Source organism: Bradyrhizobium canariense (assembly GCF_019402665.1).
Lineage (GTDB): Bacteria > Pseudomonadota > Alphaproteobacteria > Rhizobiales > Xanthobacteraceae > Bradyrhizobium > Bradyrhizobium canariense.
The window spans coordinates 83,483-104,412 of record NZ_VSST01000013.1; the positions used below are offsets into that span (position 1 = coordinate 83,483).

The window sequence follows — 20,930 nt, forward strand, 5'->3', positions numbered from 1 at the left end:
GCCTCCGCGGATAGAATCCCGGATTGCGCTACGCTTCATCCGGGCTACGGGAATCCTATTTCCTGCCGCCTCGCGTCAGCAAGAACACGCCCTGCTCGCCGAACAGATTCCACACCCACCAGGGCATCCGCAGCCGCAGCGGGCGGCCGTAGAGGTCGAGCGCCTCGGCACGTTCCATCTTGACGTCGATCGCGTCGCAGAGCTCGACGAAATCCTTGATGGTGCAGAAATGGATGTTGGCGGTGTCATACCAGCTTGCCGGCAGATTCTCCGTGCGCGGCATGTGGCCGCCGATCAGGAGCTGGAGCCGCATCTTCCAGAAGCCGAAATTCGGGAACGACACGATGGCGCGGCGGCCGATGCGCAGCAAATTCTCCAGCACCACTTTCGGCTGCCGGGTCGCCTGCAACGTCTGCGACAGGATCACGTAGTCGAAGGCGTCATCGGGATAATTCACGAGATCGGTGTCGGCATCGCCCTGCACCACCGCAAGACCCTTGGCGACGCAGCGGTTGACGCCCTCGCGTGACAGCTCGATGCCGCGGCCGTCGATGCCGCGGGTCTCCAGCAGCTGGAGCAGGTCGCCCTCGCCACAGCCGACGTCGAGCACCTTCGAGCCCGGCTTGACCATCTCGGCCACCAGCACATGGTCGGCGCGAAAATCGCCGGGCTGCCCGGTCGCAAGGCCGCCCAGCGGCAGCGCTTCCTGTACAGACATGACTAGCCGTCCTTGTTAAGCAGTCTTGGCAGTGAGCCCGCGCGCCTTGCCTGCCGACTGCAGGAAGGCACGGGCAATGTCGAAGAACTCGGGCACGTCGAGCAGGAACGCGTCGTGACCGCGATCGGTCTCGATCTCGGCGAAGGACACCCGCGCGCTCGACGCATTCAGGGCGTGCACCAGCGCGCGCGATTCCGAGGTCGGGAACAGCCAGTCGCTGGTGAAAGAAACCACGCAGAAGCGGGTCTGGATTCCCGCGAACGCCTTCGCCAGCACGCCGCCATGGTCGCCGGCGATGTCGAAATAATCCATCGCGCGGGTCAGATAGAGATAGGAGTTGGCGTCGAAGCGCTCGACAAAGGATGAGCCCTGGTAGCGCAGATAGGACTCGACCTGGAAGTCGGCGTCGAACGAGAAGGTCGGCAGCTCGCGGTCCTGCATGCGCCGGCCGAATTTTCGATGCAGCGCGGCGTCCGAAAGATAGGTGATGTGCGCCGCCATCCTAGCGACAGCGAGCCCGCGATGCGGATGGATGCCGTGATCGGCATAGCCGCCTTGGTGCCAGTCGGGATCGGCCATCACCGCCTGACGGCCAAGCTCGTGGAACGCGATGTTCTGCGCCGAATGTCGTGTCGAGCAGGCAATCGCCAGCGCGGAGAATACCCGAGTCGGATACGCCGCAGTCCATTGCAGCACTTGCATGCCGCCCATCGAGCCGCCGACGACTGCGAACAGCGTGTCGATGCCGAGCCGGTCGATCAGCATCGCCTGCGCGCGCACCATGTCGGGGATGGTGATGACGGGGAAATCGAGGCCCCAAACCTTGCCCGTCGCGGGATTGATCGAAGCCGGACCGGTCGAGCCCATGCAGCCGCCGATCACGTTGGAGCAGATGATAAAATACTCGCTGGGATCGAGCGGTCGGCCGGGGCCGACCAAGGTCTCCCACCAGCCGGGCTTGCCGGTGACAGGGTGCACATTGGCGACGTGCTGGTCGCCGGTCAGCGCATGGCAGATCAGGATCGCATTGGAGCGATCGGCATTGAGCTCGCCGTAGGTTTGGTAGGCGATCTGGAACGGGCTGAGATCGACACCGCAATCGAGCTGCAGCGGCTGCTTCGTGCCGAACTGCGCAACCTGCGAGCTCGGACGATCCACCTCGTGCGACCGCTCGTCGGCAGTGATCGCGGGACTGGGAATTGACTGGACGCCAACCATCTGACGATCGACCTCGTTTGCGATCGTAGAAGTGACCGCATTGACATCAGGCCATGAAAAACCCGGCCTGAACGATAGGTTCGGCCGGGATCGAAAGGGTCCCCGGCCTGTTTAGCGAGTTTTTTAACGTGGCTGCAAGCCGGCCGGCTCAAATGACCACGGAACGGATAAAAACTACCGTCTTGGACGGTTTTCGTCAAGTCGCGGCCCGGATCGACCAAATTCGCCTGCCGCGCCGCCGGCGGAAAGGGCCCGATTTCCCTTTGCATTTCTCTTTGCTTTCGCAGCCCCGACTGCCTAATCAGGACATCCATCGTAGCGGTGACGGCTCGACTGATCCGCATTGGAACGCCCCTCAACAGCACCTGTCAGACATGTCCCAACGTCCGCCCGCGCCACCATCGCTCCAGGAATTGCGCAAGGAGATCGACGCGATCGACGAGGGCATGCATCGCCTGCTGATGCAGCGCGGCGACATCATCGACCGCCTGATCCAGGTGAAGCAGACCCAGGAGGTCGGCTCGGCGTTCCGTCCCGCGCGCGAGGCCGCCATGATGCGTGACCTCGTCCAGCGCCATCGCGGCATCCTGCCGCTCGACACGGTCGAGAGCATCTGGCGCGTGATCATCGCGACGTTCACTTACGTCCAGGCGCCATTCTCGGTGCACGCCGACATCTCGGCAAGCGAGCCGGCCATGCGCGATTCCGCGCGATTCCATTTCGGCTTCACCGTGCCTTACGTCGCGCATTTCAGCGCGCAGGCGGCGGTCGAGGCCGTCGCGAAATCCAAGGGCGACCTTGCGCTGGTCTCGGCAACCTCGAGCCGCACGCCGTGGTGGCTGTCGCTGGAAGAAGCCGGCGCGCCAAAGATCATCGCGCGGCTACCCTTTGTCGAGCGCGCCGACCATCCGGCGGCGTTGCCGGTGTTCGCGGTCTCGCGCGTCGCCGACAGCGCCCTGGTGACGGAGGTCGAGACCTTCAGCGTACGCGTGTCAGGGTGGAACGCCGAAGTTGCGCGCGCCCTGTCGCCGCTCGCCGAGATCGTGGCGGTGCCCGACACCGCCTTCGACGGCGCCGCGCTGCTGGTCTCGGTCACCGCGACGAGCAGCCTCGACAAGATCAAGGCTGCCCTGATCGAAGCGGGGGCCTCGGTGCGCTCCACGGCCCTCGTCGGCAGCCACGCAACGCGCTATACGGTGCCCCCGACCGGGCCGAAATCGTAAGTCGCGAACCGCTTAAGCCACTCCGGAGTTGAAGATGTCCCGCCCAGTGCCGAATCCCGGCATTCTCGATATTGCGCCCTATACGCCCGGCAAGACTCCGGTGGCGGAGCCCGGTCGCAAGGTGTTCAAGCTCTCGGCCAACGAGACGCCGTTCGGGCCCTCGCCGAAGGCGATCGAGGCGTTCAAGAACGTGGCGGATCACCTGGAAGACTATCCGGAAGGGACCTCGCGCGTGCTGCGCGAAGCGATCGGGCGCACCTTCGGGCTCGACCCCAACCGCATCATCTGCGGCGCCGGCTCGGACGAGATCCTCAATCTGCTCGCCCACACCTATCTCAGCCATGGCGACGAGGCGATCTCGACCACGCACGGCTTCCTGGTCTACCCGATCGCAACCATGGCGGTCGGCGCCAGGAACGTCGTCGCGGCGGAGAAGAACCTCACCGCGGATGTAGACGCCATCCTGAAAGCCGTCACGCCGCGCACAAAACTGGTCTGGCTCGCCAACCCCAACAACCCGACCGGCACCTATCTGCCGTTCGACGAGGTCAAGCGCCTGCGCGCCGGCCTGCCCTCGCACGTGCTGCTGGTGCTGGACGCAGCCTATTGCGACTACGTCTCGCGCAACGATTACGAGATGGGGATCGAGCTGGTGGCGACCACCGAGAACACGGTCGTGACCCACACGTTCTCCAAGATCCATGGTCTTGCGGCGCTGCGGATCGGCTGGATGTTCGGCCCCGAACACATCATCGACGCGGTCAACCGCATCCGCGGTCCCTTCAACGTGTCGACGCCGGCGATGTACGCTGCCGTTGCCGCGATCGAGGACACCGCGCATCAGGCGATGTCGAAGCAGTTCACCGAGACCTGGCGCAACTGGCTGACCGAGGAGATCGGCAAGCTCGGCCTGAAGGTGACGCCGAGCGTCGCCAATTTCGTGCTGATCCATTTCCCGACGGAGGGAAAGACCTCGGACGCAGCCGACGCCTTCCTCACCAAGCGCGGGCTGGTGCTGCGCGGCTTGAAGAACTACGGCCTGCCGCATTCGTTGCGCATGACCATCGGCACCGAGGAGGCCAACCGCCTCGTCGTCGAGGGCCTGCGCGACTTCATGGCCGGAACATGAGCGCGACCTCGCACTTCGAGCGCGTCGCGCTGATCGGCTTCGGCTTGATCGGCGGCTCGATCGCGCGCGCTGCGAAGCTCCAGGGCTTGGCTGGCGAGATCGTTACCACCGCGCGCTCGGAGAAGACGCGCGCACGCGTGATGGAGCTCGGCATTGTCGATCAGGTCGTGGCGACCAATGCGGAAGCGGTGAAGGATGCCGATCTCGTCATCCTCTGCATTCCCGTCGGCGCCTGCGGGCCGGTGGCGCAGGAAATCGCCGCCTATCTCAAGCCCGGCGCGATCATCTCCGACGTCGGCTCGGTCAAGGGCGCCATCGTCAGGGATATGGCGCCGCATCTGCCGAAAGGCATCCATTTCGTGCCGGCGCATCCCGTCGCAGGCACCGAGCATTCGGGCCCCGATTCGGGCTTCGCCGAGCTCTTCATCAACCGCTGGTGCATCCTCACCCCACCGGAGGGCGTCGATGCGGCTGCCACCGATCGCCTGCGTGCGTTCTGGGCGGCGATGGGTGCCAAGGTCGAAATCATGACGCCGGATCATCATGATCTCGTGCTCGCGATCACCAGCCATCTGCCGCATCTGATCGCCTACACCATCGTCGGCACCGCCGACGAACTGGCGCAGGTGACGGAGTCCGAGGTCATCAAGTTCTCCGCCGGCGGCTTTCGCGATTTCACCCGCATCGCCGCCTCCGATCCGACGATGTGGCGCGACGTCTTCCTCGCCAACAAGGAAGCCGTGCTGGAGATGCTCGGCACCTTCACCGAGGATCTGGCAAAGCTCACCCGCGCGATCCGCCGCGGCGACGGCGAGGCGCTGTTCGACCACTTCACCCGCACCCGCGCCATCCGCCGCGGCATTGTCGAGATCGGCCAGGATTCGGCGGCGCCCGACTTCGGCCGGCCGCATGCGCAGCTCGGCAACAAGCCGTAGCACTGAAGTAGCCCGGATGGAGCGCAAGCGTAATCCGGGACCTCCGTCGCTTGAGGCAAGATTCCCGGATTGCGCTTCGCTCCATCCGGGCTACGAGCCCGCGTGGCTCCGTGACTAGAACGGATAGTAGCGGATCTGCGTCATGACCACGTTGTCGTCCGTCTTCGGGGCGCCGCCGACGCCGGCGAATGCGAACCGCTGCGTGTAGGAATATTGCAGGCCGGCTTTGAGCGTACCGAAATTGCCCTGGTAGATGGTGTCGTAGATCCCGGCCGTGATCTGCCGGACCTCCCTGGTGTTTCCGTTGCAGGTCGCGGCCGGCGAATTCTCGGTCAAGCAGCCGGTGTTGTTGTAGAGCGGATTGCCGTAGCCGAAGGGCACCGTTCCAACATTGGCGAAATTCGCCTTGGCCTTTTCGAGGCCTGCATAGGAGTAGACATCGAGGCTGGGCGTCGCGTGCCAGATCAGGCCGACGGCGGCCGCCGTGATCGTCAGCGGGAGGATGGTGCCGTCCTGCGCCACCGCCGCGTCGGGGAACGGCGTTGCCGTGAAGCGGCCCAGCACGCCGTGCGAGCCATAGAGCTGAAGATCGAGGGTTTTCGGAATCAGTTCGGCGAAGATGTGTCCCCCGAAGCTTCCGGTGTCGTAGGTGTGGTTGGCGTTGTTGAAGCGATCGAACAGCTGGCGGTAGAGCGCCCACGCCTCGACATGCAGCTTGGTGGGCCCGAGCCGTGGGTCCCAGGCTGCCTTGACGGTGACGTCGGGCACCTGATTCAGACTGACATTGTTGAGGTTGTTGAAGAAGCTGCCGCCGGGACCGGTCAGATTGACCTGAAGGTTCGGGTTCAGCACGCCCTGGGGTCCAATGGCGGGTGTGCCGACAGCCGGGACGTTGCCGCCGAAGAACGCGGTCTGGGCATTCTCGACCGACGCAGCCAGCTTGAACTCCGGTCCGATGTCCTGCCAGACGCGCAGCCCGGGCTGCCGTGCCGCAAGAAATCCCGGGACGGATTCGAAGTCGATCACGCCGGGCGCATCGACGCCGCGAGGATCGATGCCCGACTTGGTCGGCGCGTTGAGCGACCAGGATTGCCCGGCGAGGAAGTGAAGACCGAGATCGGTGCGGTCCAGTTCCAGGCTGAGCTGCCGCATGCGCGGATTGAATGAGTTGGTCGCCACCGAGTTCGCCGTCTGAGCCGCACCTTCGAAATCGATCTCGCCGTAACCAGCGAGGTGCGTGTCGGCATCGGCATTGCCTTCGGCCAACACCGAGAACCTGCTCTGGCGCGCGGAGAAGCGCGTTTCCGGGATGTTGAAATTGCGGCTCTGCTGATAGGGGATGAAGTTGTAGACCGAGCCGGTATCGGAAGCGAGATTGCGTGAGCGGTAGATGCCGGTGAGATCGACCCAGCCTCCGAATGTCAACGTCACGCCCTTGTAGCAGACCTTGCCGGCCGCACATGGATCGGCGGCGAGCGCCTTGTAACTTGCTGGTAACTGAACGGCCTTCGCCTGCGCTTCAACCTGCCGCGTCTTGCGCGCCTCGGAGTCCACGCGCTGCTGGAGCTCCTTCAGCTTCGCCTTCAGCGACTGGATTTCGGTTGTGACATTGTCGTCGGCACGCGCCTGCCCTGAACAGGCAGCGAGAATACCCAGCATCAGTCCGCAATTGATGATCCGCACTTGAAGCTTCCTCCATTTGGGAAGCGGATTGGATTCCGCGCGCCGTCTCCGGCGCCTGCATGCTTCCCTGGTGTGGAGTGATTTGAATGCGGCTGCGGTTATTCGCGGCGAGGTGCATCTTCTGCATCACGTTTTCCTGACGATCCTGTTCGGAATATTTTCGTTGGCCGCCGATCCGTACGCGCGACTGTCGCGATTGTCCAAGGCAACGTTCAAGGTAATGCGCATTGGGCCCGGCCGGGACATGACCGGGCCCAGTTCGCGACGGGCAAGTGGTGGATGGCGACTATTTGCCCCTGCTCGCGCGCATCACCGTGGGGCGCGGTGATTTCCGCGAGGGGACGAATGCCATCGTCTCCCGCGTCGTGGGATTCGAGATGTTGCGATCACCATTAGGATACATCGAGGCGTATGCGGCCGGCTCCTGCGACTGCCATTCCCACTGCGCGAACGCGGGCGTCGCGAGCGTGGTCGAGATGGCGATAGCGGCAATGAACAGCCTGGACTTCGTCATGATATCTCTCCTGCCTGGGCGACCGCCTCAACGTGCGGCCGACATGGAGAGAGAGCGGACTTTGCGGCTCCGCATTCCCGGCGGGTCATCACGATCCGGCGAAGCGGCCGTGAGTTCAGCTCGTAACCTGCATGGAGGGAGTTACGACAGCTGAGGGCGATGAATGGAGACAGGCAACTCTGAATTCATCCTACTGCTTCGCGCTGCGATCAAACTTTCCCGGCTTGAACAGATCGAGGTCGATGGCCTGTCCCATCGCCAGATATCCGGTGCGGTTGGGATGAAGCTTGTCGCCGGCGCCGCCGGTCGTGCTTTCGGGAACGAACTCCGGCTTGAGGCCACCCGAGGCCGGATCGAGCGTCGCACGATCAAAATCTATCACGCCGTCGAATGTCCCCGAGCTACGGATGAATGCGTTGAGCGCTTTGCGCTTGTCATCCTGCTCGGGGAAACCATGTGCCGCGCTGGTGCTGCCCAATGCCGAAACGACGGTGGCGCCAATGATCCGGGCTTGCGGCCATTTCGCACGTAGCCTCGCGACACCATCCTTCATCGCGGCGATGACTTGGTCGGCCGTGAAATTGCCGTTCTTGCTGAAATCGTTGATGCCTTCCAGCCAGATCAGGCTGGATATGCCGGACAGCGACAGCACGTCGCGATCGAGCCGCTGGCCCGAAGCGGGGCCGCCCGCGTACGGTTTGTCGGGACCATATTCGGCGGGGCCTGCGATTTGGTTGCCACCGATGCCGCCATTCACGACGGCGACCTTGTTGCCGTAGACCGCCTTCAGGCGACGCGACAGCACGTTGGGCCAGCGATCGTCGCCATTCATGGTCGAGGCGGTCCCGTCGGTAATCGAATCCCCAAACGCCATGATGGCGAAGGCATCGGCAGGCGCAATCATCTCGATCGCATCGAGGAAGAACCAGGACGCGGTCGCATAGGGGAAGGAAGCCTCGTCTTCGAGGGCGCCCTTTGCGCCGGCGCCGGGCGCACTGACATAGGAGGTGGTTAGCGCTTTGGCGTGCCAGGTCATCGGACCGCTCTGGCCGGCGACATGAAAACTGACCGCAAGCCGGCGGCCGACCAGGTCATCCGGTCGCTTTGCAAACGGCAGCGCGATCGCATCGCTCCAGACCGAATTGCCCGGAGACACCGTAACGGAAGTCGTGCCGGCGAACGTAACCGGGGTGTTGGAGCCGCCGATCAATGCGGCACTGCCCGATTGCAGGCCGACATAAACGCCGTCAAACGTAACGGGTTTGGTGCCGAAGGCGTTGCTGAGCCGGATGCGGGCCTGCCGGCCCCAGATATCCGGCCGCACGATCAGGCGAAAGGTCTGGTCCCGCGCACCGGCTGCAGGCTCGGGAAACGCGAATTTCTGTTCGGGCTGGGCAGACGGATTGCCCACGGGGTATGGGCCCTGAACCGCGCCCGTCCAGGACACCACCCAGTGTTCGCCGTCCTTGGCGCTTGCGGTCTGAAGCGAGGCGACGAGCAGCGATGCTGCCACGAGACAATTCAACGCGTTCATTGCTTCCCCCGAACCCCAGATAATTGGGCGCGACCCTAGAGCCGGCTAGTTGGCCTTCAATAGGGCGGCAGAACGCTTCCTGTCCAGACGCCGCTGACGCACTCCTCGGCCGACGCCGGAGAGGGCCTCGCGGTTTGCGTCACCGGCACCAACAAGAGGCCCTTCGGAAGCGATCTGTTCACAGCTTCGAGCGCGTCAGGCGGACCAAGCTGTCCGCCCGGCAGATTGATGAATTCACGAACTAGTAAAGCGGCGGGATCTGGCCGACTTTGACCGGGCCGAGCAGCACAGCGCCGTCGACGAATTTCAGCGGGAAGCTGCGAGCTTTCTTGCCTTCCAGCGTGCTCTCGGTGCCGATCGAATTGATGCCGGCGGCAACGCCGGCATTGGCGTTCTGCTTGATGACCTTGCCGAGGCCGGGAACGGCGCGGTCGAGCGCGCCGAACAGATTGTTGAGGTCCTGCGACTTCACGCCGGGCGCGACGCGATCGAGGGTTGCCTGCGGCACTCCCTCCTCCAGCATCTTCTCGATGCCGAGCGCGGGGATCACGCGCTCGAGGCCCGTCACCGTCATCTGCAATTCGCCGTCGAGACGGCCGTTGGCCGAGAGCCCGAGCGTGCCGGCCGCAACCGCGATCATCTCGCCCTGCTGGATGCGGGACTGCACGATTTCGATATGGCCGCCGGCGGCCTGGATCTCACGGAAGCGCTGCGGCCACGGCTTTGGCGTGAGGTCGGACAGTCCGGTGATCTTCGCCCGCGTGTCGGCCTCGAACGGCTCGGCAAGCAGCGGATGAACGCCCTGGATGCTGCCCTGCGCGATCTGGAGCACGGTCTCGATCACGGGATGATCGGACGGCGATCCATCCGCGAGGCGTCCGTGCAGTTCGACCTGTTTCGCGCGTGCGAGCGGCACCTGCACGCTGCCGTCGACACGATTGACGGTCGGCTCCTCGAACACGATGGAGGCGCGCTCCGGCACGGCGGGCAGACCGAACACGCTGCTGCGACCCTTGCTCCAGTTCACGATGAAGGTGCTTTGCGTGACGCCGTCAGTGAGCGTCGCGGGAGCGGTGAATTCGGCGATGACGCGCTTGGGATCGTAGACCTGGGCGACGACCAGGATGTTGTCGAGCTTCGCCGTGAACGGCGTCTTGCTGGCGTTCTGCGACACCAGTGCGACACTGGCGCCCGAACACTGGACCTCGAAGCGGAAGGGGAAGCCCGCGATCGAGCGCTTGGCGCAATCATAGATGCGGCCGGATTTGGCCTCCTGCGCGCGCCAGGCGTCGGCGGCGATTTCGGCCTGCGACGCCGCATAGAACCAGAAGCCGCTCCACGCCACCGCGAGGATCAGGAGGATGACAGGGGCGATGAAAAGGCCCCAACGGGAGCGCCGGCCTGCGGCAACGGTCATATCGGACATGCGGCGACCCTTTGATCCCTGATTTTGTCAAATGTAAGCGAGGTAAGTCTGCGACGAAAGGCGGAGAATTCGCTTCGCTTGAGGGCGCGGTTCTGGTAGCCGTGCCCGAAATGTCGGAAATCACCCTTCCCTCCGTCACCACTGCCAAAGGCGACCTCTGGGTGTTCGGCTACGGCTCGCTGATGTGGCGGCCGGGCTTCGAATTCGAGGAGCGCGTCCCGGCGCGGCTGGTCGGCGAGCATCGCGCGCTCTGTGTCTATTCCTTCGTCCACCGTGGCACGCCGGAGAAGCCGGGTCTGGTGCTCGGCCTCGACCGCGGCGGCGCCTGCCGCGGCATCGCCTTCCGCGTCGCCGAAAAGAACCGCGCCGACGTCGTCGCCTATTTGCGCGCGCGCGAGCAGGTGACGTCGGTCTATCGCGAAGTCATGCGTTCGGTCTGGCTGGAGAACGACGCGCGGCAGCGCGTCTCCGCGCTCGCCTATGTCGTCGACCGCGGCCATGTGCAATATGCCGGCCGGCTGTCGCTCACCGACCAGCATCGGCACGTGCTCCAGGGCCACGGCCAGTCGGGCGCCAACCGCGACTACGTGACCGCGACGGTGAAGGCGATCGAGGCCGAAGGTTTTCGCGATGCGCCATTGCATCAGCTTGCCATGATGCTGCATGGTGATGCGCATTCTCAGCACGCGCCGGCTCCGGTGGACGATCGGGAAAACCGCTAGCTCTCCGACGGCGCATAGCTCGGCGCCGAGCCGATCAGCTGCTCCTGCTCCTTGCGACCCGCTTCGACCAGGCGGCCGGTCGCGTCTTCGATCGCCGTTTGCACACGGGAAAGATACTCGTCCTTGGGCAAGCCCGGCGGCAGCGGATCGAGGAACTCCACCACCAGCGTGCCAGGATAGCGCATGAAGGTGCGGCGCGGCCAGAACAGGCCGGAATTGAGCGCGATCGGCAGGCACGGCGCGCCGCAGGACGAATAGATCTGCGCGAAGCCGCTCTTGTAGTCCGGTGGCGCGCCTGGGGCGCGGCGCGTGCCTTCGGGAAAGATCACAAGCTGCCCGCCGCTGCGCACCGCCTCCCGCGCACGCCGCGTCATGTCCAGCAGCGCCTTGACGCCGGCGTTGCGGTCGATCGCGATCATCCCGGTCTTGACCAGGAACTGACCGAACACCGGGATCTGCATGAGCTGACGTTTGAGGATAAAAATCGGACGGTCGAAAAAACCCGGCAGGACGAACGTCTCCCAGAACGACTGGTGCTTCGCCACGACGACCAATGGTCCCGTCGGAATCTTTTCGAGGCCGCGGAATTCCACCTTGATGTTGCAGACCGCCCGCATCAGGAACAGCGTCGCCTTCGCCCACCATTGCGCGACCCTCAGCATGGCGCGCGGCGGCAATGCGAAGGTCGGCAGCGCCACGATCGCGAGGCACACCAGCACGGTGTAGAACAGCACGTTGAACACGAGCGATCGCAGGAAAATCAAGAACATCAAGGATCCGATCAATTGCCGATCAGTTACCGATCAATTGGCCTGTGCGGTGGCGGGCCGCTTCGGCTGCAGCCCGGAAGGCTGCTCCGACATCTCGGGCGAAAGGTCAATCCCGAAATCCTCCAGCCGCACCCTGAGCTCGGCCGCGATGTACTTGACATATTCCGACAGCAGCAGCCGCAAGGTGGACGCTGAGGTCCACCACGGCTCCTCGCGCCATTTGTCGCCGACCACCACGAACGGGATCAGTGTCGTCTCCGGCATCGCATGCGAGAATTCCACCAGCGCGCGCGGCATGTGATAGTTCGAGGTGACCACGATCAGCGATTTGAAGCCGCGCCCCGCGGCCCAGCGCCGCGCTTCCGCGGCATTGCCGCGGGTCGAGACCGCGGTGCGGTCGAGATCGACGCAGCAACGCATGAAGGACTGGTTCTCCGGCAGCGTCCGGGAGATGTCGCTCGCCGTCGAGGTCGGGTGCACGCCGGAGATCAGGAGCCTCCTGCCGTAACCTGCAGCGAGCAGCTCCATCGCATCCGACACCCGCGAGGAGCCGCCGGTCAGCACCACGATGCCGTCCGCCTTGCGGTCCGGCGCGATTTCGGCGCCGCGCAATTGCGACAGAAACGCGATGAAGCCCGCCGCCGCGCCAACGAAGGCGAGCGCGATCGTCGACATCACGGCCGCGCGCAGCCAGCCGCGCGGCAGTTTCGGCGATCGATCGTCGGTCGGCGCGGTCATGCGATGTCGGTGATCCCTTCCCAGAGGTGATTTTAGGACGTTTTGAGGCGAAGTGGAGTCCGGTTTGTCGGCCTCAATCGACATCATTCAGCGTCGCGAACAGCGTCTGGCGCGAGGCGACCGCGGTGATGGCGCCGATCAGCACGGCCTGCACCGCGAGCACGATGTAGCCGGACGGCCGCAGCGAGAAGGTGCCGAGCAGCGCGGCGAACTGGTCGCCGACGGGGGTGCCGGAAAACCAGCCTGCAATCGACTCGGAGAAGCCGAACACCAGCATGGCGGCGCCGCCGCCGATCACGCCGCCCTCCAGCCCCAGCCTGAGGAAATGACGCAGGAAGCGGTTGGCGATATAGCGGTCGCCGGCGCCGACGAAATGCAGCACCTCGACGATCGGACGGTTCGCCGCCATCGCGCCCCGGGTCGCAAACGACACCGAGATGATGGTGGCGACGATGACGAGCGCGAGAATGCCGAGGCCGGCGAGCACGGTGGCGTTGGTCATCGAGCGCATGCGCTCGATCCAGGCGCGGTGATCGTCGACGCTGGCGCTTGGCGCCACCTGGGTCACGCGGGCGCGCAAGGCGCCGAGATCGAGCGCCGTACCGGGCTGCACGCGTGCGATGATCATGCGCGGCACCGGCAGATCGTCCATCGACAGCCCGGTGCCGAGCCAGGGCTCGAGCAGCTTGCCGCTCTCGTCCTTCGTGAACGGCTTGACCTCGACGATGCCGGCTTGCGCGCGCATGGCCTCGGTCACCGCCGCGGTGTCACGTTCGAGATCGCGGCCCGTCTGCGGGCGGACCTGGATGGTGATCTCGCTCGCGACGTCCGACTGCCATTCGGCGGCGGAGGCGCTCACCAGTAGCACCGTGCCGGTCGTCATCGACGCCAGGAAGGTCATGATGGCGACGACGGCGACCAGCGCGCGGCCGTGGATCGAGGCGCGCGGCACGATCGGCGACATGTTGCGCGCCCTAGCCGGAAGCGGCGGCCCCTCCTGTCCGAGATCGACCAGCACGCCGCGCTCGTCGGGCCTACTCATAGACGTGCAGCCGTCCCTGGTGCAGCACGAAGCGTCGCGCCTCGTACTGGTCCATCAGGGCGATATCGTGGGTGGCGATGATGACGGCGGTGCCTGACTTGTTGAGCTCGATGAACAGCCGCAGCAGGCGGCGACCGAGCGTCGGATCGACGCTGCCGGTCGGCTCGTCGGCCAGCAGCAGTTGCGGTCGCGAGATCACCGCGCGCGCGATCGCCGCGCGCTGCTTCTCGCCGCCGGACAGGATCGGCGGCAGCGCGTCCATGCGTTCGCCGAGCCCGACCCATTTCAGGAGGTCGATGACCTCCTTGCGGTAGCTCGATTCGCTGCGGCCCATGACGCGGAACGGCAGCGCGACGTTCTCATAGGTCGTCATGTGGTCGAGCAGGCGGAAATCCTGGAGCACGATACCGATGCGCTTGCGCAAGTTTGCGATTTCGTCCTTGCCGAGCTGCGAGATGTCGTGACCGAACAGATTGACGAGGCCCCGCGTCGGTCGATGCGAGAGGAACAACAGGCGCAGCAATGAGGTCTTGCCGGCGCCGGACGGGCCAGTGAGAAACTGGAAAGAATGCGCCGGGATCTGGAAGTTGAGGTCGCGCAGGACCTCGGACCCCAGGCCGTAACGCAATCCGACATTTTCGAACCGAACCAAGCTCAGCTCCGTTCGAGAGAGACCGCGGGCCGCACGGCTGTGCTCCGCTCCGCGCGATCAACGGGTTTTGCGGCCGTTATGGTTTCCGGTTCGTTAACGGTCGTCCTGTAGCATAATTGGTAGCATCTTTCCCTCTCGGTTCTCCGCGACCGTGTCACCGTCAAGACTTGTCCATGCATCAAGGCTCGTCCATGCATATCGTCTGCCCTCATTGTACGACATCCTACGCCATCAAGCCCGCGAGCCTTGGGGCGAACGGCCGGACCGTGCGCTGTTCCCGTTGCAAGGAAACCTGGGTCGCCCATGCCGAGGATGCCATCGAGGAGGCATCTGTCCCGGCCATGGCCGCAGCCAGCCGGGCCGACGACCAGTCCGATCTCGCCGAGCAGTGGAACTCATTTGCCCAGGACGACGGCGCAGCTGACGCGCCTGTCGTTGACAGCCCCTCGATCGCCAGCGACTGGCCGGACCAGGAGACCAGCGACACCGAAGACGAATGGTCGGCGGCTGCCCGGTCCGTCGAGGAGGAAGTCGTCGGCGAACAGCACCAGTCCTGGTTCCAAGGCCTGTTCGGCCGTCGCCGCGGCGCCCGAGTGCGCCGTCAAGTCGCCACCGCGGCCCCGCGAAAATCCCATTTCGGCCTGCCAACCGCCTGCGCCGCCATGGGCGCGCTAGTGCTGGCGCTGGTGATCTGGCGCGGCGATATGGTGCGACTGCTGCCGCAGACGGCCGCCTTCTACAGGATGGTCGGCCTCGAAGTTAACCTGCGCGCACTGGCCTTCAAGGACGTCAAGCTCTCCAGCGAGACCGTGGACGGTAAGCAGGTGCTGGTGATCGAGGGCGTGATCGTGGGCCAGGGCAAGAAGCCGCTCGACATTCCCCGGTTGCGCTTCGCGGTGCGCGACGCGCAAGGCGCGGAAATCTACGCCTGGAACACCGTTCTGGAACAGACCGTGCTACAGCCCGGCGAGCGCGCCTTCTTCCGCTCGCGCCTGGCCTCGCCGCCCCCGGAGGGCCGCAATATCGACGTTCGCTTCTTCAACCGGCGCGACATCGCCGGCGGCAGCGTATAATCGATTTCGCAGGTCAAGGTTCGTCTCATGTCCAAAATCCTGATCGCCGACGACGAGGATTCGATGCGCCAGCTGGTGGCACGCGCCATCGCCATGGACGGGCACGAGATCGTCACCGCACAAGACGGCGCCGAGGCGCTGGAGATCCTGACCCGCGCGGGCGGCCAGTTCGACCTGCTGCTCACCGACATCCAGATGCCGGTGATGGATGGCATCGCGCTGGCGCTTTCCGTCGCACGCGATTTCCCCGATTTGACCATTCTGCTGATGACCGGCTTTGCCGACCAGCGCGAGCGCGCCTCGAATCTCAATGCGCTGGTGCATGACGTCGTGACCAAGCCGTTCTCGGTCGCCGACATCCGCACGGCGGTGGCGGATGCGCTGGCGGCGAAGAAGGGGTAGCAGGCGGGGTCGTAGCTTGTAGCCCGGATGAGCGCAGCGACGTGCGGGACCGGCGGCCCCGGATATCGCTTCGCTCATCCGGGCTACGAAAGCTGCGACAGCCTCAAAAATCCTTCAGCAGCCGCTCGATATAGTCGAGTTCGATCTGCGGGCGCGAGCTATCCCCCAAGCGGCGGCGGAGCTCCTCGAGGATGCGCCGGACTCGCTGGGCGTCGATCTCGCCGGGGATCTTGACCGTGTAGTCGTCGCTCAGATCGCGGCCGTGAAGGGGGCGGCCGAGCGGATCGGTCTGATTGCCGCCGCTCTGCTGGCGGCCGGGCCGGTTGCCGGGACCATCGCCCTGCCCGTCGCCATCGCCCTGCTGCATCGCCTCGGCCATCTTCTGCGCGCCCTTGCGCAAGGCCTCGAGCGCTTTCCCCTGCGCGTCCACGGCACCATCCGAATTGCCTTCGCCGAGCTGCGAGCCGGCATCGCCCATGGCCCCGTCGGCGGCGTCCAGACTGCCGTCGTCATCGCCCTGGTCGCCGTCCTGATCGCCATCCTGGCCCGGCTGTCCCTGCTGACCCTTTTGCCCCTTCTGGCCCTGGCTCTTCTGGCCCTTTTGCCCCTTCTGCGTGAGGCCGCGCTTGGCGAGTTCGTCCTGCAGCTTCTTCAGGCGATCCCGCAGCGACTGCTGATCCTGCTGGAGGTCCGACATCGACTGGTCGCCCTGCTGCTTGCCGCGCGAGCGCTCACGCCGGGAATCCTGGCCCTGCTTGAAAGTCTTGTCGCGCAATTGCTGCTGCTTGCGGATCATGTCGCTGAGCTCGTTGAGCGCCTGCTCCATGTCGCTGTCGCCGGATTGCCCGGGCTGCGCCATCTGGAGATTTTCCATGATCTGCGCGAGCTGCTCGAGCATGCGCTGAGCCGCTTCTTTGTTGCCTTCGCGCGCCGCCTTCTCGATTTGCTTCAGCAATTCGTCGAGGTCGCGCTGCGTGATGACGGAACGATCGCGATTGGAGGATTGGCTCTTTTCCGTCGCGCGCTTGTAGTCCTCGAGCTTCTGAATCGCATCGGATTGATTGTTGAGGCTCTTGCCGGATTCCTTCTGCCTGAGGCTGTCGCCGGAATCCTGCATCGCCTTTTCAGCGCCATCGAGCAGGGCATCGACATCCTGATCCTGCTGGGCAGCCACGGGCGAGACGCCTCCCAACAGGAAGGCGAGGCAGGCGATCGAGATCGCCTTCAAGACTGGCACGCGTGCTAGCTTCCGCATTTACGGTCTCGCGTCGACTGGTTGGCACCGTCGTTGCCCGGCTTCGCCCGGTTGTTCGCCGACTTGCGATAGGCCTGAAGCTGCTCGCGCAACGCGTCCTGCTGCTTCGCCAGCTCTTCGAGCTGCTCGGGCGTGGCGTTCTGGGTCTTTTGTTTCAGCTCGACAGACTTGTCGAGGATGAGCTGAACCTCTGCCGGGAAAGGCTGCCGCGGTCCAAGCGGATTCTGCTCGGCGCGCCGGGCGAGATCGCGCACCTTGCCGGCCATCGCCTCGCGAAGCTTTTGCGTCAGCGCCTTGATCTCGTCCTCGCTGGCGCCGCGTTCCAGCGCCCGCTTGAGCGCGTCCTGGGCCGAGCGCAGCGCGGCGTTGACGCTGCCGGCGACACCGTCGTCCTCGATGGTGACCGCGAACGCCCACATGCTACCCACCACATCGCGCAGCGCGTCGTCGGTGCGGGCGGCTTCCAGCTGCAGCGCCAGGCTGCGCAGGCCGAGATAGCAGCCCGCATCCGGCGTGAACAATTCGGGCGCGATCATCAGCGCGTCGAGCGCGGCGTAGACATCCGAATTCTTGTTGGCGTCGAGCGCGAGGATGCGGCGCTGTTCGACCAGCGCGCGCGCGAGCGAGTTGGTGAACAGTCGCTCGGGCAGGCGCATGTTGAAGGGCTCGCTCCGGGCCTCGTTGCCGGCCTCGTCCTTGGCGGTGAGGGTCAGCGTGACATCGGCGCCGGCATAGGGATCCTCGCTGAGATCCTTCACCGTCTGGCCGACGCCGTTGCGGGTGCGCGCATTCGGCAGCACGAGCGGGAATTGCGGAGGCTGGAATAGCGGCCGCGCGGCAGCCTTGGTGTCGGCCTCCTTGCTGCCATCCTTGACACCATCTTTGGCGTCGGCGGGACGCAGGCCGATTTGTGCGTCGGCGCCGGTGACGCCGTAATCGTCCTCGACCTTGTAGGTGAGCTGGAGTCCGCCACGGGCCTGGCGCTCGGGATCCTTGGCCAGCGCGATCGTCGGCGCACGATCCGGCGTTGCCGCAAACGCCCATTGCGGCTGGCCAGAGGGCGCACGGACATGCGCGGTGCCGTCGCCGCTGATGGTAAAATGCTTCTCGTTGGTGCCCTTGGGCGCAGCTTCGGTAGGCGCGACCTCCTTGAGGCCGCCGGAGACGGCAACATCCAGGCTGCCGCCGGAGGAGCGAACGATCAGGGTCGAACCAGCGGGAACGGCAAGCGGGCCGCTGGCCGGCAGCGCCGCGGCCTCCTTGTTCGCGGCCGACAGGATGACCGGAGGCTTGCCGGTGTAGAGCGGCGGCGTGACCCAGGCATCGACGCGAACATTCGCCGGGGCCAGCATGCCGTTCAAGTGGAAGGCGGCTCCGAGCCGCATCGCACGCTCGTCGCCGGCGGCGAAGAACGTCGCAACCAGCATCACCATGACCAGCGCGCGCAGCGCCCAGGGATCATGCAGAGCGAGCCGGGGCCTCGGCAGACCGGCGCGGATGCGCTTGATCGAAGCCAACGTGCGCTCACGCTGCGCCCGCCACAATGCCTGCGCAACCGGGTCCTGCGAGCTCAGCGTGTCCGTCAGCGTGGTGGCCGGCCGATGACGGATGCCGGAGCCGCGATCGAGCCGGGCCAGCGCCTCCTCGCGGCTCGGCCAGCGAAAGCGACTCAACGGGAACAGGACGGCAATCGCGATGCCGGCGAAAACCACGAGCCCGATAGCGCGGGCAATGAAGGGCAGCGCCAGCCAGAGGCCGGCCCAGGACACCACAAGGAACAGGCCGACGACAGTGAGAAGCCGCGCCAAATTCGGCCAGGCACGCTCCCACGCGATGGCATAAGTGGCCCGCTGCAGGGCTTGCGCCAGCTTCAGCCGCGACAGAGCGTCGCCATCGCGGATCGGGTCTGACGGGTCGGGGGTGACGCCGTTCAATCAACTCTCCAGGTTGCCCGGTAGAGAAGCGTACCACAACGGCAGCACTGAGGCATCCGTTCCTGTACGGGAGACACCCCTTTTCCCGCATAACACGAGGACGTGACTGACCCGCCGCAACCCCGTAATTTCCGCGCCGCCAGCCAAGAAAAACGCAAGAGAAGCAAAGGAAACGCCATGGACAAGAAGATGCATGACAAGGGCCTGGAAGTCCGCAAAGCGGTGCTGGGCGAGGCCTATGTCAACAACGCCCTGAAGACCGTCGACGATTTCAACCGTCCGTTCCAGGAGATGCTCAACGAATATTGCTGGGGCACCGTGTGGGGCCGCGAGGAGCTGCCGCGCAAGACCCGCAGCATGCTCAACATCGCGATGATCGCGATCCTCAATCGTCAGCACGAATTCCGCGCGCATCTGAAGGGCGCCCTCACCAACGGCGTCAGCCGCGACGAGATCCGCGAGATCCTGATGCAGGTCGCAATCTATGGTGGCATGCCGGCCGCGGTCGACAGTTTTCGAATCGCGCGCGAGGTGTTCGCGGAGATCGACGGCAAGGCGTGAGCGGTGCCGGCGTGAGGGACGGGGACGCGACGTCCCTCTCCCACGTCGTCCTGGCGAAAGCCAGGACCCATAGCCCCCGGCAGGTGTGGTTACGGGGACTCGGAGTTGCCACTTCGCGCCACAACCTCTCCCTGGGGTAATGGGTCCTGGCTTTCGCCAGGACGACACCGAGGATGGATGCGCGCGATCAACAACAACGAACATTCAACACAAGGAAACACCATGGACATCGGATTCATCGGCCTCGGAAACATGGGTTTCCCGATGGCGCGGCGGCTGATCGAGGCCGGCAACCGGCTCGTCGTGTTCGACACGCGCCGGGAGGCCGTCGACAAGCTGGTGGCGCGCGGCGCCATCGCGGCGATGTCGCCGAAGGAGGTCGCCGACCAGGTCGAGACGGTCATGGCGAGCCTGCCTTCGCTGCAGGCGTCGCTCGCGGTTGCGACGGGACCGGACGGCGTGATCGAGGGAAGCCGCGTCAAACGCTTCATCGATCTCTCCACCGTCGGCTCGGCGATGGCAGTGAAGATTCACGGTCTGCTCGCCAAGCATGACATCGTGCAGATCGACTGCCCCGTCTCCGGCGGCGTCGGCGGCGCCGAGAAGGGCACGCTCGCGGTGATGGTCTCGGGGCCGAAGACCGAGTTCGAGCTGCTCAAGCCCGCGCTCGACATCATCGGAAAGGTGTTCTTCATCGGCGAGAAGCCCGGCGCGGCGCAGACCATGAAGCTCGCCAACAACTTCTTGTCGGCCACCGCGATCGTGGCGACCTCGGAAGCGGTGGTGATGGGCGTCAAGGCAGGGCTCGATCCTGCCGTGATGATCGACGTCATCAATGCCGGCTCCGGCATGAACACCGCAAGCCGCGACAAGTTTCCGCGCGCGGTGCTGCCGCGCAGCTTCGACTTCGGCTTCGCCACGGGACTGATGGTGAAGGACGTGCGGCTGGCGCTGGAGGAGATGAAGCAGCTCGGCCTGTCGATGGAGGTCGCAGATGCGGTCGGGCGGTTGTGGGAGACGGTCATCAGCGCGGAAGGCGCCGAGTCCGATTTCACCGCGGCGATCAAGCCGATCGAGAAGAAGGCGGGCGTCGTGGTTGGCGGCAGGCCACCCAGCTAGCGCCAACACGAGAACGCAGCGCCGACGACCGGCGCTGCGCTGTCCTCCTTGGATCGATCTGCTACGTGCGGCGTCTGCCAAGGTCCGGAAGGTCGATCGGCTGCTCCAGTTGCAGGGAGGCCGAGCCCCCGCTGCATTTGATGTACTTCTCGTCGCACCTGCGCATGCACCGTCTCTCGCTCGAGCATTTCGCAGAGGTGTTGTTGCAGCTGACCCATGTGATGTCGCACCGCGTGACCCGGGCCGACGCGACGCCGGAAAGTCCGAGCAGGAAGGCCACGC

General features: G+C 65.1%; 20 protein-coding genes and 1 riboswitch. Of the genes, 8 read left to right on the forward strand and 12 right to left on the reverse strand.

Features of this window, described 5'->3' with window-relative positions; all coding sequences use genetic code 11:
* Positions 1 to 55: 55 nt before the first annotated feature.
* A complete protein-coding gene (metW, locus tag FXB41_RS05855) occupies positions 56 to 718 on the reverse strand; it encodes a methionine biosynthesis protein MetW (protein ID WP_007597293.1) in 663 nt (220 codons plus the stop codon).
* A gap of 15 nt (positions 719 to 733) precedes the next feature.
* Entirely contained in the window at positions 734 to 1,936 is a 1,203-nt protein-coding gene (metX, locus tag FXB41_RS05860) for a homoserine O-acetyltransferase MetX (RefSeq protein WP_219680447.1), read from the reverse strand.
* 90 nt (positions 1,937 to 2,026) lie between these two features.
* Positions 2,027 to 2,106: riboswitch (SAM riboswitch) on the reverse strand.
* Positions 2,107 to 2,310: 204 nt separating this feature from the next.
* On the opposite strand from metX, the gene FXB41_RS05865 reads away from it, so the two are divergent.
* The 3 genes from FXB41_RS05865 to FXB41_RS05875 are packed head-to-tail and all read left to right on the forward strand — an operon-like array spanning position 2,311 to position 5,223.
* A complete protein-coding gene (locus FXB41_RS05865; protein WP_219680450.1) occupies positions 2,311 to 3,159 on the forward strand; it encodes a chorismate mutase in 849 nt (282 codons plus the stop codon).
* 34 nt (positions 3,160 to 3,193) lie between these two features.
* A complete protein-coding gene (hisC, locus tag FXB41_RS05870) occupies positions 3,194 to 4,288 on the forward strand; it encodes a histidinol-phosphate transaminase (protein WP_219680453.1) in 1,095 nt (364 codons plus the stop codon).
* Positions 4,285 to 5,223, forward strand: coding sequence for a prephenate/arogenate dehydrogenase family protein (locus FXB41_RS05875; protein WP_219680456.1), 939 nt, complete (start codon positions 4,285 to 4,287; stop codon positions 5,221 to 5,223). Before hisC ends, FXB41_RS05875 begins: the two co-directional genes overlap by 4 nt.
* A gap of 114 nt (positions 5,224 to 5,337) precedes the next feature.
* Here FXB41_RS05875 and FXB41_RS05880 read toward each other — a convergent pair whose 3' ends face one another.
* The 4 genes from FXB41_RS05880 to FXB41_RS05895 all read right to left on the reverse strand — a co-directional run bounded on the left by FXB41_RS05880 (position 5,338) and on the right by FXB41_RS05895 (position 10,380).
* Entirely contained in the window at positions 5,338 to 6,906 is a 1,569-nt protein-coding gene (locus FXB41_RS05880) for a hypothetical protein (RefSeq protein WP_219680459.1), read from the reverse strand.
* A gap of 286 nt (positions 6,907 to 7,192) precedes the next feature.
* Complete coding sequence (locus FXB41_RS05885) at positions 7,193 to 7,420, reverse strand: hypothetical protein (RefSeq protein ID WP_219680462.1); 228 nt, start codon at positions 7,418 to 7,420, stop codon at positions 7,193 to 7,195.
* Positions 7,421 to 7,610: 190 nt separating this feature from the next.
* Entirely contained in the window at positions 7,611 to 8,954 is a 1,344-nt protein-coding gene (locus FXB41_RS05890; protein ID WP_219680464.1) for a GDSL-type esterase/lipase family protein, read from the reverse strand.
* A gap of 241 nt (positions 8,955 to 9,195) precedes the next feature.
* A complete protein-coding gene (locus FXB41_RS05895; protein ID WP_219680466.1) occupies positions 9,196 to 10,380 on the reverse strand; it encodes a DUF2125 domain-containing protein in 1,185 nt (394 codons plus the stop codon).
* Between the two features lie 110 nt (positions 10,381 to 10,490).
* Between FXB41_RS05895 and FXB41_RS05900 the strand changes: the two genes are divergently transcribed.
* Positions 10,491 to 11,102 (forward strand): gamma-glutamylcyclotransferase, encoded by a 612-nt coding sequence (locus FXB41_RS05900; RefSeq protein WP_219680469.1) that lies wholly within the window; start codon positions 10,491 to 10,493, stop codon positions 11,100 to 11,102.
* Here the strand turns inward: FXB41_RS05900 and FXB41_RS05905 are convergent.
* From FXB41_RS05905 to ftsE, 4 genes are all read right to left on the reverse strand, one after another.
* Positions 11,099 to 11,872, reverse strand: coding sequence for a lysophospholipid acyltransferase family protein (locus FXB41_RS05905; RefSeq protein WP_219680471.1), 774 nt, complete (start codon positions 11,870 to 11,872; stop codon positions 11,099 to 11,101). The two genes, FXB41_RS05900 and FXB41_RS05905, sit on opposite strands and share 4 nt — an antisense overlap.
* 33 nt (positions 11,873 to 11,905) lie before the next feature.
* Positions 11,906 to 12,610, reverse strand: coding sequence for a YdcF family protein (locus tag FXB41_RS05910; RefSeq protein ID WP_007597307.1), 705 nt, complete (start codon positions 12,608 to 12,610; stop codon positions 11,906 to 11,908).
* A 73-nt stretch (positions 12,611 to 12,683) separates the two neighbouring features.
* Positions 12,684 to 13,652 carry a cell division protein FtsX gene (locus FXB41_RS05915; RefSeq protein ID WP_027514144.1) on the reverse strand — a complete coding sequence of 323 codons (969 nt, stop codon included), beginning with the start codon at positions 13,650 to 13,652 and terminating at the stop codon, positions 12,684 to 12,686.
* A complete protein-coding gene (gene ftsE / locus FXB41_RS05920) occupies positions 13,645 to 14,304 on the reverse strand; it encodes a cell division ATP-binding protein FtsE (protein ID WP_007597309.1) in 660 nt (219 codons plus the stop codon). Before ftsE ends, FXB41_RS05915 begins: the two co-directional genes overlap by 8 nt.
* Positions 14,305 to 14,495: 191 nt before the next feature.
* On the opposite strand from ftsE, the gene FXB41_RS05925 reads away from it, so the two are divergent.
* Positions 14,496 to 15,377: an MJ0042-type zinc finger domain-containing protein gene (locus FXB41_RS05925; protein WP_007597311.1), complete on the forward strand. Its 882-nt coding sequence runs from the start codon at positions 14,496 to 14,498 to the stop codon at positions 15,375 to 15,377.
* A 27-nt stretch (positions 15,378 to 15,404) separates the two neighbouring features.
* Positions 15,405 to 15,779, forward strand: coding sequence for a response regulator (locus FXB41_RS05930; RefSeq protein ID WP_007597312.1), 375 nt, complete (start codon positions 15,405 to 15,407; stop codon positions 15,777 to 15,779).
* 103 nt (positions 15,780 to 15,882) lie between these two features.
* On the opposite strand, the gene FXB41_RS05935 is transcribed toward FXB41_RS05930, so the two are convergent.
* Positions 15,883 to 17,034, reverse strand: coding sequence for a DUF4175 family protein (locus FXB41_RS05935; protein ID WP_219680474.1), 1,152 nt, complete (start codon positions 17,032 to 17,034; stop codon positions 15,883 to 15,885).
* Positions 17,022 to 18,968, reverse strand: coding sequence for a TIGR02302 family protein (locus FXB41_RS05940; RefSeq protein ID WP_219680475.1), 1,947 nt, complete (start codon positions 18,966 to 18,968; stop codon positions 17,022 to 17,024). Before FXB41_RS05940 ends, FXB41_RS05935 begins: the two co-directional genes overlap by 13 nt.
* A 177-nt stretch (positions 18,969 to 19,145) precedes the next feature.
* On the opposite strand from FXB41_RS05940, the gene FXB41_RS05945 reads away from it, so the two are divergent.
* On the forward strand, positions 19,146 to 19,529 hold the full coding sequence (locus FXB41_RS05945) for a carboxymuconolactone decarboxylase family protein (protein ID WP_007597318.1): 384 nt from the start codon (positions 19,146 to 19,148) through the stop codon (positions 19,527 to 19,529).
* Positions 19,530 to 19,751: 222 nt separating this feature from the next.
* A complete protein-coding gene (locus FXB41_RS05950; protein WP_219680478.1) occupies positions 19,752 to 20,648 on the forward strand; it encodes an NAD(P)-dependent oxidoreductase in 897 nt (298 codons plus the stop codon).
* Positions 20,649 to 20,930 lie beyond the last annotated feature (282 nt).